The sequence below is a fragment of the Paenibacillus sp. DRB1-1 genome (assembly GCF_052119485.1).
In the GTDB taxonomy this organism is placed as follows: domain Bacteria; phylum Bacillota; class Bacilli; order Paenibacillales; family Paenibacillaceae; genus Paenibacillus; species Paenibacillus polymyxa_B.
Genome location: NZ_JBODQH010000002.1, coordinates 243,742 through 262,121, shown reverse-complemented (window position 1 = coordinate 262,121; position 18,380 = coordinate 243,742). Strand labels below are relative to the sequence as shown.

General features: G+C 42.0%; 1 protein-coding gene. It reads left to right on the top strand.

The window, feature by feature from the left end; translation table 11 throughout:
- Positions 1-235: 235 nt before the first annotated feature.
- Positions 236-18,355: a non-ribosomal peptide synthase/polyketide synthase gene (locus ACQW03_RS25575; protein ID WP_441952677.1), complete on the top strand. Its 18,120-nt coding sequence runs from the start codon at positions 236-238 to the stop codon at positions 18,353-18,355.
- The last annotated feature ends 25 nt before the right edge of the window (positions 18,356-18,380 follow it).

Sequence of the window (18,380 nt, the reverse complement as noted above, 5' to 3'; positions counted from 1 at the left end):
TAAGCTCCTTTTAGTCATATTTGTATTTTTTACTTTTTTAGTTTTTATTCCCTTAAAAATTAATAATATCTTTTAATGTATCTTGTGTAAAAAGTTGATGCTTCTCATTTTTTGTGGTATCTTGGTTGCAAGTTCCTATTTTGGTGTTCGTTATCATTTTTGGTAGATGAAATATTTTGCTTATTAGTTTTATTTCTATGTTAATGTAAATGATATCCAGTTTAATTACTTCATAATGAAAAAGGATGGATGCGTTATGAATAAAAACGGTCTTCAGATGTATCATTTAACTCAGGCACAGCAAAGGGTCGTTTATACTGAACTTCAATATCCAAATACTGCAGCATCAACGATATCTGGGACAATTAAGTTATCTAAGCATGTTGATCTAAAAATATTAGAAATAGCCATTCAAAATGTGCTTCAAGCAAATGATGCTTTTCATATCAGAATAACTGAAGTAGATGGGGTTATAAAACAATACGTAGCGCCTTACAAATATAAAAAAATTCAGTTCATCGATTTTGATGATGATAATTCAAATAATATAATATATGATGAATGGTTGGAAAAAAATAACAAAATACCTATAAATATGTATGACACCAATTTAACCCAAATCATACTATTTAAAAATAATGAGGAATATGGATATAATTTAAAAATTCATCATGCAATAGCGGATGGTATTTCTTTGGGAATAACTATCAATGAAATCACTAAACAGTATAATGACTTAATTAGTAAAAATACTTCAAACTATACAAAACAACATTCTTATATTGATTATATCGCTGATGAAGAAGAATATTTAAAATCTTTGCGTTTTGAAAAAGATAAAGCATATTGGATTGATAAATTCAAAGAGTTTCCTAGTTTTATGGAAATCAAGACACATAATCCAAAAATAACAAGTACTATAGCATCAAGAAAAAAAATTTTAGTTTATAATAAACAATACAAAGATATCCAAAAGTTTTGTACTCAACAAAGAATTAGTGTCTTTACATTTTTCTTAGGTGTCTTGTACCTCTATTTGAACAAGATTACTAATGAGAGTGATATTGTTATTGGTACAAATTATGCAAACCGTATTTCAAAAGAAGAGAAAGAAACTTTAGGAATGTTCGTTAGTACGGTTGCATTCAGAAATGAAATAAAGAAAGATCAGTGTTTTATAGAAATATTCCATAATATTTCAAAAGAACAAATGAAAATATTACGGCATCAAAAATATCCATATAATCGTCTTGTACAAGATTTCAGAGTACTACATGATGCCAATGACATCGGCAGATTATTTGGTATAGCTTTAGAATATCGTCCATTAAAATGGATGAAAATGGATGGACAGGTGGTTAAAGCAGAACATGACTTCTGTGGTCACGAAATAAATGATATTTTGTTAAGAATAGTAGAAATGATAGACGAAGAGGCATTGGAATTACATATCGATTATCGTGTTAATTTGTTTAATGAAAAAGAGATTGAGGCTCTTATTAAAAGTCTGTTAAAAATTAGTCAATACGCTATAACCTATCCTTATATGACAATTGAAGATTTATCACTAATTGAAGAACCAGAAAAAAAGCTGTTGCTTGAGGACTTCAATAATACAGCAACTGATTATCCGAAAGACACACCTGTATATCGGCTGTTTGAGGAGCAAGTGAAGCGAACGCCAACGCACCCAGCTGTCATGTTTAGGGCTCAGCAATGGACGTATCAAGAACTGAATGAACGGGCGAATCAATTGGCTCATACTCTACAGGCTCAAGGGGTCCAACCCGACCAGTTAGTCGGCATTATTGCACGTCACAGTATTGAGTTAGTGGTTGCTATTTTGGCCGTTCACAAAGCAGGAGGTGCCTATGTCCCTATCGATCCTGAATACCCAGCAGAACGGATTCGGTATATGCTGGATGACTCAGGAGCACAGTGGGTCTTAACCGAGGATGCCAGCTTACTTTCTGAAGCTTACCAGGGTCATGTTCTGCTCCTTCAAGAAGAGACTTCGTATCAGGAGCAAAAAGACAACCTGGCAGAAACCAGTGATTCTCACAATCTGGCCTATGTGATCTATACTTCTGGATCAACAGGCCGCCCTAAAGGGGTGTTGATTGAACACCAAGGATTAACTAACTATATCTGCTGGGCTAGTGATGTGTATGTTCAAGGTGAGAAGACAAACTTTGCTTTGTATTCATCGATTTCGTTTGATTTAACTGTCACCTCGATCTTTACGCCACTAGTAACAGGCAACACGATGGTGATTTACGATGGAGCCGATAAAGCCGCCTTGATTCCAAACATTATGAAAGATCGTCGAGTAGATTTGATCAAGCTGACGCCTGCTCACTTGCATATTGTCAATGAGCTAAACCTGGGAGCTCAGAGCGCTATTAGCAAAATGATTGTAGGTGGCGAAAGTCTGAGCAGTCAGCTGGCTCAGCAAATTACGAAGCAGTTCCAGGGTAAAGTAACTATTTACAATGAGTACGGACCCACAGAGACAGTGGTGGGCTGTGCGATCTATGAATATAACCCTGCAGAACAGGAACGAGAGGCCGTTCCGATTGGAACACCTGCGGCCAACACTGAAATCTATATTTTGGACGATCGGTTGAAGCTAGTTCCGATGGGAGCCGTTGGACAGATCTATATTGCGGGAGATGGAGTAGCACGGGGCTACTTGAATCGTCCAGAACTTACAGCAGATCGCTTTGTCGATCATCCGTTCCAGCCGGGAAGAAAGATGTATAAAGCTGGCGACCTAGCTCGGTGGTTGCCGGATAGCAATCTTGAATACCTGGGTCGAACGGATGACCAGGTGAAGATACGCGGATACCGCATTGAGCTTGGAGAAATCGAGCTGCGGATATTGAAAGTAGCTGCTGTACAAGAAGCGACGGTCATCGTACGCGAGAAAGATGGCTTGAAGCAGCTTTGTGCCTACTATGTAGCCAAAGAACAGCTGACGGTTCGTCAGCTACGTGAAGCACTGGCTCGTGAGTTACCAGAGTACATGATTCCTTCCTACTTTGTGCAGCTGGAGCGGATGCCACTGACTGCAAACGGGAAAATAGATCGGAAGAACTTACCGGCACCGGAAGAGCAGCTAGTGACCGGCACGATGTATGTGGCTCCTCGAACAGAAGCTGAACACGTACTGGCGGAGGTTTGGCAAAGTGTGCTGGGTATCAACCAAGTGGGCATGGAAGATAACTTCTTTGAGCTGGGTGGTGACTCCATCAAAGCGATTCAGGTTTCTTCCCGTCTCTTCCAAGCGGGCTATAAAGTGGAAATGAAACATCTGTTTGCTTATCCAACCGTAGCTGCGCTGAGTCCTTATATGGAGAAGGTGACTCGTCAAGCTGAACAAGGAGCCATTCAAGGTGAAGTTACGTTAACTCCGATTCAGCGTTGGTTTTTTGATCGTAAAGTATCAGAAGTGCGTCACTTTAACCAGGCGCTGACCTTTTATCGCGTTGAACGTTTTGAGGAACATTTTTTACGTCAAACTATGCATAAGCTAGTCGAACACCATGATGCTTTGCGGATGGTCTTCCTTCCAGCAGAACAGGCAGCTGGATACCAAGCTTGGAACCAGACGATCGAAGACAGTGCCCTGTATCACTTGGAGCATCATGATTTCCGTGAGTGTGCCGATCCTTCTGCAGCTGTTGAGACTGCTGCTACCCAGATTCAAAGCAGCATGTCACTAGAGAATGGCCCGCTCGTTCGACTCGGATGGTTCCAGTGTGCTGATGGAGATCACCTGCTTATTGCTATCCATCACTTGGTAGTCGATGGAGTCTCATGGCGCATTCTACTCGAAGACTTTGCCAGTGCCTACGAGCAAGCGGTTGCTGGAAAAGAGATCGAACTCCCCCAGAAGACAGACTCTTTTCAGCTGTGGGCCGATCAGCTCTCGACCTATGCGAAAAGCGAAGCTCTAAGCCAAGAGAAAGCTTACTGGGTAGAGGTCGAGTCACGCGAAACCGGACGGCTGCCAAAAGACCGGGAAGCCGCGGAGCATCTGCTGCAAGATAGTGAAGTGGTGAGTGTAGTATGGAGCGAGGCAGAAACCGAACAGCTGCTCAAGCAGACCCACCAGGCGTACCGGACCGAGATCAATGATCTCTTACTTACTGCGCTGGGCATGACGGTACATGAGTGGACCGGGATGGAAGCGATCCGAATCAATCTGGAAGGACATGGCCGTGAGCAGATACTGGAGGACGTGGATATTAGCCGAACCGTAGGCTGGTTTACCAGTCAGTTTCCGGTTGTCTTACCCATGGCTCCTGGGAACACCCTCGGTCGACGCATCAAACAGGTGAAAGAAGAACTCCGCCAGATTCCCAATAAGGGAATGGGCTATGGGTTGCTACGCTACCTGGGGGATCAGGAAGACGTATGGTGGAAAGAAAGCCCAGAGGTTAGCTTTAACTACCTCGGACAGTTTGATCGAGACTTAGAGAACAGCGGGCTTTCTTCCTCTAGCTACTCAAGTGGAGAGAGTGAAAGTCAGCGTCACGAACGGAGCTATGTACTTGATATCAATGGGATGATTGCCGATGGCTGTTTGACACTCGAGATCAGTTATAGCCGGAAGCAGTATGAACCAGAGACGATCGAGCAGCTGGGAGAGCGATTGAAGCAGCACCTAAGCACCTTGATTGCTCACTGTGTCAGTCAAGAGAGCAGGGAGCTGACGCCAAGCGATGTGACCTTACAAGGGATTGGGATTGAGGAGCTGGAGGCACTGGTTGAGCAAACCGCAGATCAGGGAGAGATTGAAGAGGTTTATCCGCTGACCCCGATGCAAAAAGGGATGCTGTTTCATAGCTTGCTGGATCCGGAATCGGGAGCTTATTTTGAGCAGGCGACCTTTGAGGTGGAAGGTGAGCTGCATCTGGAAGCCTTCCAAAGCAGTCTCAATCAACTGGTACAGCGGCATGCCATTTTCCGGACTAGCTTTGTAAGCACAGCCAAAGATGAGCTGGTACAAGTGGTCTTTAGCCAACGGCCGTGGAAGATCCATTTTGAAGATCTCCGGCATTTAGGAAGCGAAGAGCAACAGAGATGGATCAATGGCTACTCTCAACAAGAACAGAAGCAGGGCTTTCAGCTAGAAGAAGACATGCTTATGCGGATGGGGATATTCCAGCGAGAAGAGGAGCAGTTCTCCGTGGTTTGGAGTTTCCATCACATCCTAATGGACGGTTGGTGTCTGCCACTGGTAACCCAGGAGGTCTTCGAACGATATGATGCCATTCAGCAAGGAAAAACACTGACCTTCCAAGAAGTGACGCCATACAAAGAATATATCAACTGGTTAGAAAACCAAGATAAGCAGATGGCAAGTGCTTATTGGGAAGAGTATTTACATGGATACGAAGGCCAAACTGTTTTACCAATTCTTCCGGAAGAGACCGTGGTAGTGCAACACTCCAATCAATCTCAAACCACTAAAATGGTATACAGCCTAGGAAAAGAGCTGAGTACTCAGCTTAAAGAGCTGGCGAAAAAACATCAAGTTACTTTACATACAGTAATGCAAGCGGCCTGGGGAATTATGCTTCAAAAATATAATGGAAGCCAAGACGTTGTGTTCGGAAGTGTAGTGGCGGGACGACCTGAAGAAATTCCTTCGGTAGAAAGCATGATTGGATTATTTATAAATACGATCCCTGTACGAGTAAAAAATGAGAAGAGAACTGGCTTTAATGAAGTTATGAAAATGATACAAGAGCAAGCTTTGCAATCGCACGACTATGCAACGTATCCATTGTATGAAATCCAAGCAAAAACAGATCAAAAGCAAGATCTGATCTCACATATTATGATCTTTGAGAATTATCCAGTAATGAAGAGAGATACTGGAACAATTACTAAGATTCTTAATATAAACATGAGAGAAGAAACGAATTATGATTTTAATGTTATTGTTATGCCTGGAGAAGAGATAGAACTACAATTACATTACAACCAAAATAAGTTTGTTCTCAACCAGATTAGTCGAATTAAGTCTCACTTTTTACACGTTTTAAGCCAGATAATAGAAAATCCTTATTCTTTAACAAATGAAATACAATTAATAACAAGTGAGGAATTAATTTTTATTCAAGAAAACTTCAACAAAACTTTGAATAATTCTTTTACTTCACACACAATGCATGGATTATTTGAAAAGCAAGTAACAAAAACACCAAATAATATAGCTATAACATTTAATAACGAAAAAATAACTTATAAAGAGTTAAATGAGAAATCTAATCAATTAGCTCGTTTACTCAAACAAAAAAATGTTTCTTCTCAACAACTAATTGGTATCATGACAGAACGTTCTATAAACATGGTAGTTGGTATATTGGCTATTCTAAAAATCGGAGCAGTGTATGTGCCTATCGATCCAGAATATCCTGAGGATAGAATCAACTATATTATTAATGATTCAGGGATCAAAACATTATTAATTTCAAACGAGGATTCTACTTCATTAAACTTCATAGATCAGTTAATTTCTTTATCTGATAACAATATTAGTTTACAAGAAAAATCAAACATAGACTGTATTGTTGATGCTACTGATCTGGCATATATAATTTATACTTCTGGTACTACTGGTAACCCTAAAGGAGTTATGCTAGAGCATCGTAATATTTGTAACTTGAAATTATTCTTTGGAAGTAACACTTTAATCAATGAAAGTGATAGAATTTTGCAATTTGCAAGTATGTCATTTGATGCGTCTATATGGGAGATATTTAGTGCCTTTTTCTTTGGTGCTTCTGTTCATATTCCTACGAAGGAGATTATTCTAGATCAAGCTTTGATGACAGAATTCATGCAGATAAATAAAATTACTATGGCGACCTTCCCGCCAGCTTATGCCAACTATTTAGAACCTAAACATTTACCACATTTGAAAAAGTTGATAACAGCAGGTTCTTCTCCTACAAAAGATTTAATGAAAAAATGGATGAATCGCGTTCAATATATTAATGCATATGGACCTACAGAAGATGCGATTTGTACAACTGCATGGATAGCTTCAGAGAATAGTAACGTATCCAATCCTTTAGTAATTGGCTCAGCTTTACCGAATCATCAAGTGTATATTATGAACGAAGAAAGTCACATACTTCCTATGGGTATAGTGGGAGAGTTATGTATTGCAGGATATGGTTTGGCAAGGGGTTACCTTAATCGCCCTGATTTAACTAAAGAAAAATTCCAAGAAAATCAGCAAGTATTAGGGAAAAGAATTTATAAAACAGGGGATTTGGCAAGATATTTACCTGATGGCAATATCGAATATTTAGGAAGAATTGATCATCAAGTTAAAATTCGCGGATATAGAATTGAACTTGGAGAAATTGAGTCACAGCTACTCAATATTGATGCTATTGAAGAAGTTTGTTTAGTAGCTTGCAAAGACAATGAAGATACAGAGCTTTGTGCATATTTTGTTGCCAATCATAAGTTAGAAACAAAGACACTAAAGCAAATGTTGGCACGCACTTTACCAAGTTACATGATACCTGCATTCTGGGTTCAGTTGGAAATGATGCCTTTAACACCGAACGGAAAGGTAGATCGCAAAGCGCTTCCTTCACCTAAACAAAGCGTTATACATGATAAAAAATATATGGCCCCAAGAACAAATGAAGAAATGATCCTAAACAATGTCTGGATCGAAGTTCTGGGAATACAGAAAATTGGAATTGATGATAACTTCTTTGAGCTAGGAGGAGACTCCATTAAATCTATCCAGGTATCCTCTAGATTGTTACGCAAGGGATATCAGTTAGAAATAAAGCGTTTATTTGAGTCTCCTACAATAAGAGAGCTAGCCAATTTTATCAAGTCAACAGTAAGGAATATAGAGCAAGGTCAAATTCAAGGGAAAGTGGAAATTACAGCAATTCAACAATGGTTTTTTGAGCATCAAACCACTGAATCTAGCATCTTTAATCAGTCCTTTATGTTATATAACAAGGAAGAATTTAGCGAGTCAGCACTTCATAGTGTTTGGCATAAGCTAGTCGAACACCATGATGCTTTGCGGATGGTCTTCCTTCCAGCAGAACAGGCAGCTGGATACCAAGCTTGGAACCAGACGATCGAAGACAGTGCCCTGTATCACTTGGAGCATCATGATTTCCGTGAGTGTGCCGATCCTTCTGCAGCTGTTGAGACTGCTGCTACCCAGATTCAAAGCAGCATGTCACTAGAGAATGGCCCGCTCGTTCGACTCGGATGGTTCCAGTGTGCTGATGGAGATCACCTGCTTATTGCTATCCATCACTTGGTAGTCGATGGAGTCTCATGGCGCATTCTACTCGAAGACTTTGCCAGTGCCTACGAGCAAGCGGTTGCTGGAAAAGAGATCGAACTCCCCCAGAAGACAGACTCTTTTCAGCTGTGGGCCGATCAGCTCTCGACCTATGCGAAAAGCGAAGCTCTAAGCCAAGAGAAAGCTTACTGGGTAGAGGTCGAGTCACGCGAAACCGGACGGCTGCCAAAAGACCGGGAAGCCGCGGAGCATCTGCTGCAAGATAGTGAAGTGGTGAGTGTAGTATGGAGCGAGGCAGAAACCGAGCAGCTGCTCAAGCAGACCCACCAGGCGTACCGGACCGAGATCAATGATCTCTTACTTACTGCGCTGGGCATGACGGTACATGAGTGGACCGGGATGGAAGCGATCCGAATCAATCTGGAAGGACATGGCCGTGAGCAGATACTGGAGGACGTGGATATTAGCCGAACCGTAGGCTGGTTTACCAGTCAGTTTCCGGTTGTCTTGCCCATGGCTCCTGGGAACACCCTCGGTCGACGCATCAAACAGGTGAAAGAAGAACTCCGCCAGATTCCCAATAAGGGAATGGGCTATGGGTTGCTACGCTACCTGGGGAATCAGGAAGACGTATGGTGGAAAGAAAGTCCAGAGGTTAGCTTTAACTACCTAGGACAGTTTGATCAAGATTTGAAGAATAACAATTTAAATATATCTTACTATTCTAAAGGAGAAGAAATAAGCAAAGATCAGAGATCACCTTACCTGCTTATTATGAATAGCATCATTAATGATGGAAAACTTTCATTAATTATAAATTACAGCCGGAAGCAGTATGAACCAGAGACGATCGAGCAGCTGGGAGAGCGATTCCAGCAGCACCTAAGCACCTTGATTGCCCACTGTGTCAGTCAAGAGAACAGGGAGCTGACGCCAAGCGACGTGACCTTACAAGGGATTGGGATTGAGGAGCTGGAGGCACTGGTTGAGCAAACCGCAGATCAGGGAGAGATTGAAGAGGTTTATCCGCTGACCCCGATGCAAAAAGGGATGCTGTTTCATAGCTTGCTGGATCCGGAATCGGGAGCTTATTTTGAGCAAGCGACCTTTGAGGTGGAAGGCGAGCTGAATTTGGAAGCCTTCCAAAGCAGTCTCAATCAGCTGGTACAGCGGCATGAAATCTTTAGAACTAATTTTTATAGTAGATTATTATCATGTCCAGTACAGGTAGTTTTCTGTAATAAAAATGTTAGTATCGAATATACAAATTTAGAAAACCTTCTGTTCAATGAACAAGATAACTTTATCCATTCTTATGTAATGAAAGATAAAGAACAGAGTTTCCAGCTCGATTTTGACTCACTAATGAGGATGCACGTAATACAAAAAAGCCAAAAAGATTTTTATATTATCTGGAGTTTTCATCATATTTTGTTAGACGGATGGAGTTTGCCTTTACTGTTTGAAGAGTTATTCACTCTGTACTATGGAATTTTAAAAAATGATGCTGCTGTTAGTTTACCACAGCGACCTTCCTATAAAAATTATATCAAGTGGGTTCAGGAGCAAGAAAATGAACTAGGGTTTGATTACTGGGGAGCTTATTTAGAAGGGTATGAAGGTACAACTTTATTGCCTACTCTTAATGAAGAAATTAATTCCATGGAATACAAATCTAAGGAATTAAGTTGGCATTTGGGAGAAGACTTAGCACAGAAATTAAGAGAGCTTGCTTCACAGAATAACGTTACATTAAATGTAGTACTTCAAGTAATTTGGGGAGTATTATTACAAAAGTACAACAATACTGAAGATGTAGTATTTGGTAGTGTGGTTTCGGGGAGACCTACTTCAATTGCTAATATTGAACGAATGATTGGATTATTTATTAATACAATTCCAGTTAGAATAAAATCTAGCGAAAATGAAAATTTCATTAATCTAATCAGAAAAAATCAGAAGAATGCTATAAAAGCTAATTCTTTTGAGATAAGCCCATTATACGAGATTCAAGCTCGGACTGATCAGAAAGCAAATCTGGTGTCTCACATTATGATATTTGAAAATTATCCTTTGGGTGATTCATTACAATACATTGAAGATAAATCACCGGATAAATTATTGATTAAAAATCCTATAATCAGAGAACAAACGAATTACGATTTCAATATTATTGTAATTCCTGGAAATAATATTGAAATTCAACTACGTTACAATGCAAGTGTTTATAATGAACTTGTAATAAAAAATATGAAGAATCATTTTAATCATTTATTACAACAAATAATCAAAAAACCTGAAATATCAGTTGCCGATCTTCAACTCATTAGTTATGAAGAAAATCGCGTGATTGCAAAATATTTAAAAGAAAACCAAGCAGACTATCCAAGAAGCAAAACTATTCATGCCTTGTTTGAGGAACAAGTGATCTGTACTCCCAACCTCATTGCTGTGGTTTGTGAAGATCAAAGTCTAACTTATCTGGAGTTAAATCATCGAGCTAATCAGTTGGCACGTACGCTTCAGCAACAGAATGTTTCGTCCGATCGGCTGATAGGTCTCCTTGCAGATCGTTCCTTACATTCCGTCGTTGGTATGCTCGCCATCTTGAAAGCCGGAGGCGCCTATGTCCCTATTGATCCAGAATATCCAGCTGAACGTATTGCTTATATTTTGGAAGACTCCGGCATAGACTTATTGCTCGCCTCTCAAACCATGACAGTCCCAGAGTCTTTCACTGGAACAGTCATTAATTTAGATCTTCCAGGTGTTTATCAAGAAGATGTAACAAACTTGAATCTAGCCTCTTCACCTGCTGATCTTGCTTATGTCATTTATACATCAGGGACTACAGGTAAACCAAAGGGAACACTGATTGAACACAAAAATATTGTTCGCTTGTTCTTTAACAGTGAAAACTTGTTTGACTTCCATGAGCATGATACATGGACATTGTTTCATTCCTTCTGCTTTGATTTTTCAGTATGGGAGATGTATGGTGCCCTGCTTTACGGAGGAAAGTTAGTTATTGTTCCTTCGTTAACAGCTAAGAATCCACAACAGTTCTTACAATTGCTTCGTCACGAGGGTGTGACTATTTTAAATCAAACTCCAACATACTTTTATCAAGTAATTCAGCAAGAATTACTTGATAAGCAGCATAATCTGAAGTTGAGAAAAATTATTTTTGGTGGAGAAGCGCTTAGTCCATTGCTGTTAAAAGAATGGAAAGACATCTATCCAAAGACACAGCTTATCAACATGTATGGAATTACGGAAACGACCGTCCATGTGACATACAAGGAAATTACAGAAGTAGAAATGATGGAAGGGCGTAGCAATATCGGGAAACCTATTCCTACCTTGCAGGCGTATATCTTAAACGATCAGCTTCAACTTCAACCAGCCTTGGTTTCTGGAGAACTTTATATCGCTGGGGAGGGACTAGCACGTGGATATCTCCATCGTCCAGAGCTTACAGCAGAGCGATTCATCACTCACCCTTTTATTGAAGGAGAGCGGTTATATAAGACTGGGGACTTAGCGCGCATGTTACCTGATGGAAACTTGGAGTATTTAGGAAGAGCAGACCATCAAGTGAAAATCCGTGGATACCGAATTGAGCTAGGCGAAGTGGAGCTGCAGCTTTTGAAAGTGCCAGCAGTTCAGGAAGGGATTGTCATGGTTCATGAAGACACAGAAGGACAAAAGCAGCTATGTGCTTATTTTGTAGCAAGCCAGCAGTTGACCGTCCACCAACTTAGAGAAGCCTTGGCCAAAGAATTACCGACCTACATGATTCCTTCCTACTTTGTGCAGCTGGAGCGGATGCCACTAACCGCAAACGGGAAAGTGGATCGGAAGAGCCTGCCAGCACCGGAAGAGCAGCTAGTGACTGGCACGATGTATGTGGCCCCTCGAACAGAAGCTGAACACGTACTGGCGGAGGTTTGGCAAAGTGTGCTGGGTATCAACCAAGTGGGCATGGAAGATAACTTCTTTGAGCTGGGTGGTGACTCCATCAAAGCGATTCAGGTTTCTTCCCGTCTCTTCCAAGCGGGCTATAAAGTGGAAATGAAACATCTGTTTGCTTATCCAACCGTAGCTGCGCTGAGTCCTTATATGGAGAAGGTGACTCGTCAAGCTGAACAAGGAGCCATTCAAGGTGAAGTTACGTTAACTCCGATTCAGCGTTGGTTTTTTGATCGTAAAGTATCAGAAGTGCGTCACTTTAACCAGGCGCTGACCTTTTATCGCGTTGAACGTTTTGAGGAACATTTTTTACGTCAAACTATGCATAAGCTAGTCGAACACCATGATGCTTTGCGGATGGTCTTCCTTCCAGCAGAACAGGCAGCTGGATACCAAGCTTGGAACCAGACGATCGAAGACAGTGCCCTGTATCACTTGGAGCATCATGATTTCCGTGAGTGTGCCGATCCTTCTGCAGCTGTTGAGACTGCTGCTACCCAGATTCAAAGCAGCATGTCACTAGAGAATGGCCCGCTCGTTCGACTCGGATGGTTCCAGTGTGCTGATGGAGACCACCTGCTTATTGCTATCCATCACTTGGTAGTCGATGGAGTCTCATGGCGCATTCTACTCGAAGACTTTGCCAGTGCCTACGAGCAAGCGGTTGCTGGAAAAGAGATCGAACTCCCCCAGAAGACAGACTCTTTTCAGCTGTGGGCCGATCAGCTCTCGACCTATGCGAAAAGCGAAGCTCTAAGCCAAGAGAAAGCTTACTGGGTAGAGGTCGAGTCACGCGAAACCGGACGGCTGCCAAAAGACCGGGAAGCCGCGGAGCATCTGCTGCAAGATAGTGAAGTGGTGAGTGTAGTATGGAGCGAGGCAGAAACCGAACAGCTGCTCAAGCAGACCCACCAGGCGTACCGGACCGAGATCAATGATCTCTTACTTACTGCGCTGGGCATGACGGTACATGAGTGGACCGGGATGGAAGCGATCCGAATCAATCTGGAAGGACATGGCCGTGAGCAGATACTGGAGGACGTGGATATTAGCCGAACCGTAGGCTGGTTTACCAGTCAGTTTCCGGTTGTCTTACCCATGGCTCCTGGGAACACCCTCGGTCGACGCATCAAACAGGTGAAAGAAGAACTCCGCCAGATTCCCAATAAGGGAATGGGCTATGGGTTGCTACGCTACCTGGGGGATCAGGAAGACGTATGGTGGAAAGAAAGCCCAGAGGTTAGCTTTAACTACCTCGGACAGTTTGATCGAGACTTAGAGAACAGCGGGCTTTCTTCCTCTAGCTACTCAAGTGGAGAGAGTGAAAGTCAGCGTCACGAACGGAGCTATGTACTTGATATCAATGGGATGATTGCCGATGGCTGTTTGACACTCGGGATCAGTTATAGCCGGAAGCAGTATGAACCAGAGACGATCGAGCAGCTGGGAGAGCGATTGAAGCAGCACCTAAGCACCTTGATTGCTCACTGTGTCAGTCAAGAGAGCAGGGAGCTGACGCCAAGCGATGTGACCTTACAAGGAATTGGGATTGAGGAGCTGGAGGCACTGGTTGAGCAAACCGCAGATCAGGGAGAGATTGAAGAGGTTTATCCGCTGACCCCGATGCAAAAAGGGATGCTGTTTCATAGCTTGCTGGATCCAGAATCGGGAGCTTATTTTGAGCAGGCGACCTTTGAGGTGGAAGGTGAGCTGCATCTGGAAGCCTTCCAAAGCAGTCTCAATCAACTGGTACAGCGGCATGCCATTTTCCGGACTAGCTTTGTAAGCACAGCCAAAGATGAGCTGGTACAAGTGGTCTTTAGCCAACGGCCGTGGAAGATCCATTTTGAAGATCTCCGGCATTTAGGAAGCGAAGAGCAACAGGGATGGATCAATGGCTACTCTCAACAAGAACAGAAGCAGGGCTTTCAGCTAGAAGAAGACATGCTTATGCGGATGGGGATATTCCAGCGAGAAGAGGAGCAGTTCTCCGTGGTTTGGAGTTTCCATCACATCCTAATGGACGGTTGGTGTCTACCACTGGTAACCCAGGAGGTCTTCGAACGATATGATGCCATTCAGCAAGGAAAAACACTGACCTTCCAAGAAGTGACGCCATATAAAGAATATATCAACTGGTTAGAAAACCAAGATAAACAGATGGCAAGAGCTTATTGGGAAGAGTATTTACACGGATATGAAGGTCAAACTGTTTTGCCTACTTCTCAAAGAAAAAGTGATACTCACAAACCAAGAATTTCTGAAAAACTGTCATATACTTTGGGAGCAGAGCTGAGCCAGCTCATCAGGGATTTTGCGAAACAACACCATGTAACCGTCAATACATTTTTTCAAACTGTATGGGGAATATTATTACAACGTTATAGTAATAATGATGATGTAGTATTCGGCGGTGTCGTTTCAGGTAGACCATCACATATACATGGCATTGAAAGTATGATTGGATTATTTATTAATTTAATCCCTGTACGTGTGAATGGAAACGCAGACAGCCTATTTATAAATCTGCTTGCAAAAAATCAGAAAAGTTCGATTAATTCTAATGATTTCTCTACATTTCCATTGTATGAAATTCAAGCTAATACTACGCAAAAGCAAGATTTAATCACGCATATCATGATTTTTGAAAACTATCCATTAAATCAGCAAATGGAGAATGAAGCAGGCGATATAAATAAGGCACTTAGTCTTAAGAATGTAAGTGTTACTGAGCAAACTAATTATGATCTAAACGTTATTGTGGTTCCAGAAATAGATGAAGAAGTTACATTCTATTTTGAGTACAATTCTAATGTTTATAATCACATTATTTTGGAAAAAATATGGACTAACTTTGTGCATGTGATCAATCAAGTAACTTCTAATTCAAACCTATTAATTCAAGATATAGAGCTGTTAAGCGAAATGGAAAAGCAGTTCATACAGTCTGTCTCTAAAGGGCAATCAACTGATTATCCGAAAGACACACCTGTGTATCGGCTGTTTGAGGAGCAAGTGAAGCGGACGCCAACGCACCCAGCTGTCATGTTCGGGGCTCAGCAATGGACGTATCAAGAACTGAATGAACGGGCGAATCAATTGGCTCATACTCTACAGGCTCAAGGAGTGCAACCCGACCAGTTAGTCGGCATTATTGCACGTCACAGTATTGAGTTAGTGGTTGCTATTTTGGCCGTTCACAAAGCAGGAGGTGCCTATGTCCCTATCGATCCTGAGTACCCAGCAGAACGGATTCGGTATATGCTGGATGACTCAGGAGCACAGTGGGTCTTAACCGAGGATGCCAGCTTACTTTCTGAAGCTTACCAGGGTCATGTTCTGCTCCTTCAAGAAGAGACTTCGTATCAGGAGCAAAAAGACAACCTGGCAGAAACCAGTGATTCTCACAATCTGGCCTATGTGATCTATACTTCTGGATCAACAGGCCGCCCTAAAGGGGTGTTGATTGAACACCAAGGATTAACTAACTATATCTGCTGGGCTAGTGATGTGTATGTTCAAGGTGAGAAGACAAACTTTGCTTTGTATTCATCGATTTCGTTTGATTTAACTGTCACCTCGATCTTTACGCCACTAGTAACAGGCAACACGATGGTGATTTACGATGGAGCCGATAAAGCCGCCTTGATTCCAAACATTATGAAAGATCGTCGAGTAGATTTGATCAAGCTGACGCCTGCTCACTTGCATATTGTCAATGAGCTAAACCTGGGAGCTCAGAGCGCTATTAGCAAAATGATTGTAGGTGGCGAAAGTCTGAGCAGTCAGCTGGCTCAGCAAATTACGAAGCAGTTCCAGGGTAAAGTAACTATTTACAATGAGTACGGACCCACAGAGACAGTGGTGGGCTGTGCGATCTATGAATATAACCCTGCAGAACAGGAACGAGAGGCCGTTCCGATTGGAACACCTGCGGCCAACACTGAAATCTATATTTTGGACGATCGGTTGAAGCTAGTTCCGATGGGAGCCGTTGGACAGATCTATATTGCGGGAGATGGAGTAGCACGGGGCTACTTGAATCGTCCAGAACTTACAGCAGATCGCTTTGTCGATCATCCGTTCCAGCCGGGAAGAAAGATGTATAAAGCTGGCGACCTAGCTCGGTGGTTGCCGGATAGCAATCTTGAATACCTGGGTCGAACGGATGACCAGGTGAAGATACGCGGATACCGCATTGAGCTTGGAGAAATCGAGCTGCGGATATTGAAAGTAGCTGTTGTACAAGAAGCGACGGTCATCGTACGTGAGAAAGATGGCTTGAAGCAGCTTTGTGCCTACTATGTAGCCAAAGAACAGCTGACGGTTCGTCAACTACGTGAAGCACTGGCTTGTGAGTTACCAGAGTACATGATTCCTTCCTACTTTGTGCAGCTGGAGCGGATGCCACTGACTGCAAACGGGAAAGTGGATCGGAAGAACTTGCCGGCACCGGAAGAGCACCTAGTGACGGATACGGCATATGTCGCTCCTCGGACTGAAGTTGAGCAGCAAATAGCTCAGATCTGGCAAGACGTCTTGCATCTCAATCAAGTGAATGTTTTGGATAATTTCTTTGACATTGGAGGTCATTCTCTTCGAGCAACGACTTTAGCATCTAAACTTCGTAAAGCATTTAATATTGAACTTACGATTCGAGAGATCTTCCAATATCCAACGATTGAGCAGTTAGCAGAGCAAATGAGGAAGCGTCATCAAGCTGAATTTTCAATACCTGCAGTGAAATTGCAAGAGTACTATCCGTTATCTTCTGCACAGAAACGAATGTATGTGTTGAGTCAAACAAAAGGTGGAGAGCTCAGTTATAATATGCCAGGGGCTCTTTATATGGAAGGAAATCTTAATGTATTTCAGCTGGAACAAGCATTCTGTGCGCTGATTCAACGTCACGAATCTCTACGTACAAGCTTTGAGATTATCGAAGGTGAACCCGTTCAGCGAATACATGAGCAGGTCGACTTTAAAGTAGAGCAGTACCAAATGTCTGAAGTTGAAGCTGAACAAGCAATCCACCAGTTTGTACGTAGTTTTGCTTTACATGAAGCTCCGCTGCTAAGAGTAGGCGTTATTCATGTGGGATTGGAGCGATCTATTTTACTATTTGACATGCATCATATCATTTCTGATGGCGTCTCAATTAACATCATTATTGAGGAATTTATTCAGCTTTATAGAGGAGAAGAACTGATCCCGTTACAGCGGCAGTATAAAGATTATGCATGTTGGCAAAACGAGCAGCTGCACAGTGAAGCTATGAAAAAGCATGAAGCCTACTGGCTGAACTTATTGGACGGCGATCTACCGCAAGGAGAACTCCCTATAGATTATGAGCGGCCAAACACTCGAAGCTATGAAGGTGAAATCTTAGAGTTTCATGTAGATGAAAACCTGACAGAGAAGCTGCAGATAGTAGCCAATGAAACAGGGACAACGCTGTATATGATTCTATTGGCTGCTTATAGTGTACTACTAGCAAAATATAGTGGAGAAGAAGATGTGATTATTGGCACACCAATTGCGGGAAGAACAGCAACCGAAGTTGAGCCAATCGTAGGAATGTTTGTTAATACGCTTGCTTTACGTACCCAGCCAGCTGGAGATAAAACATTTGCTGAATACCTTCAAGAAGTTAAAGCAACACTGCTGCAAGCGTACGAGCACCAAGAATATCCGTTTGAAGAACTCATTCAAAAAGTTCAGGCCAAACGACAGAGCAACCGAAGTATGCTATTTGACACCATGCTAGTTTTGCAAAATACCGAAGAGGCAACTATGGAAATTCCAGGGTTAACTCTTCAACCCTACAAGCGAAACAAAGTGGAGGCGAAGTTTGATCTAACACTATATGTAACACCAGAACAAAATCAGCTAACCTGCAACTTTGAGTTTGCTACAAAATTGTTTGATCACACTACTATTTCAACGTTAATTGAAGACCTTAAAATATTACTTTTTTATATTTCAAGTTTATCGAGATACAGTTTGAAAAATATGGAACTCACTTCAAAAAGAGGATCAAAAAATAACTCAATAATGGAAGTGGAATTGGAGTTCTGAATTAATTAAATTAAACAGAAGTGCA

What these genes read in the sequence shown, in the direction of transcription:
- ACQW03_RS25575 (WP_441952677.1), top strand. Translation starts at nt 236, where the DNA reads ATGAAAAAGGATGGATGCGTTATGAATAAAAACGGTCTTCAGATGTAT.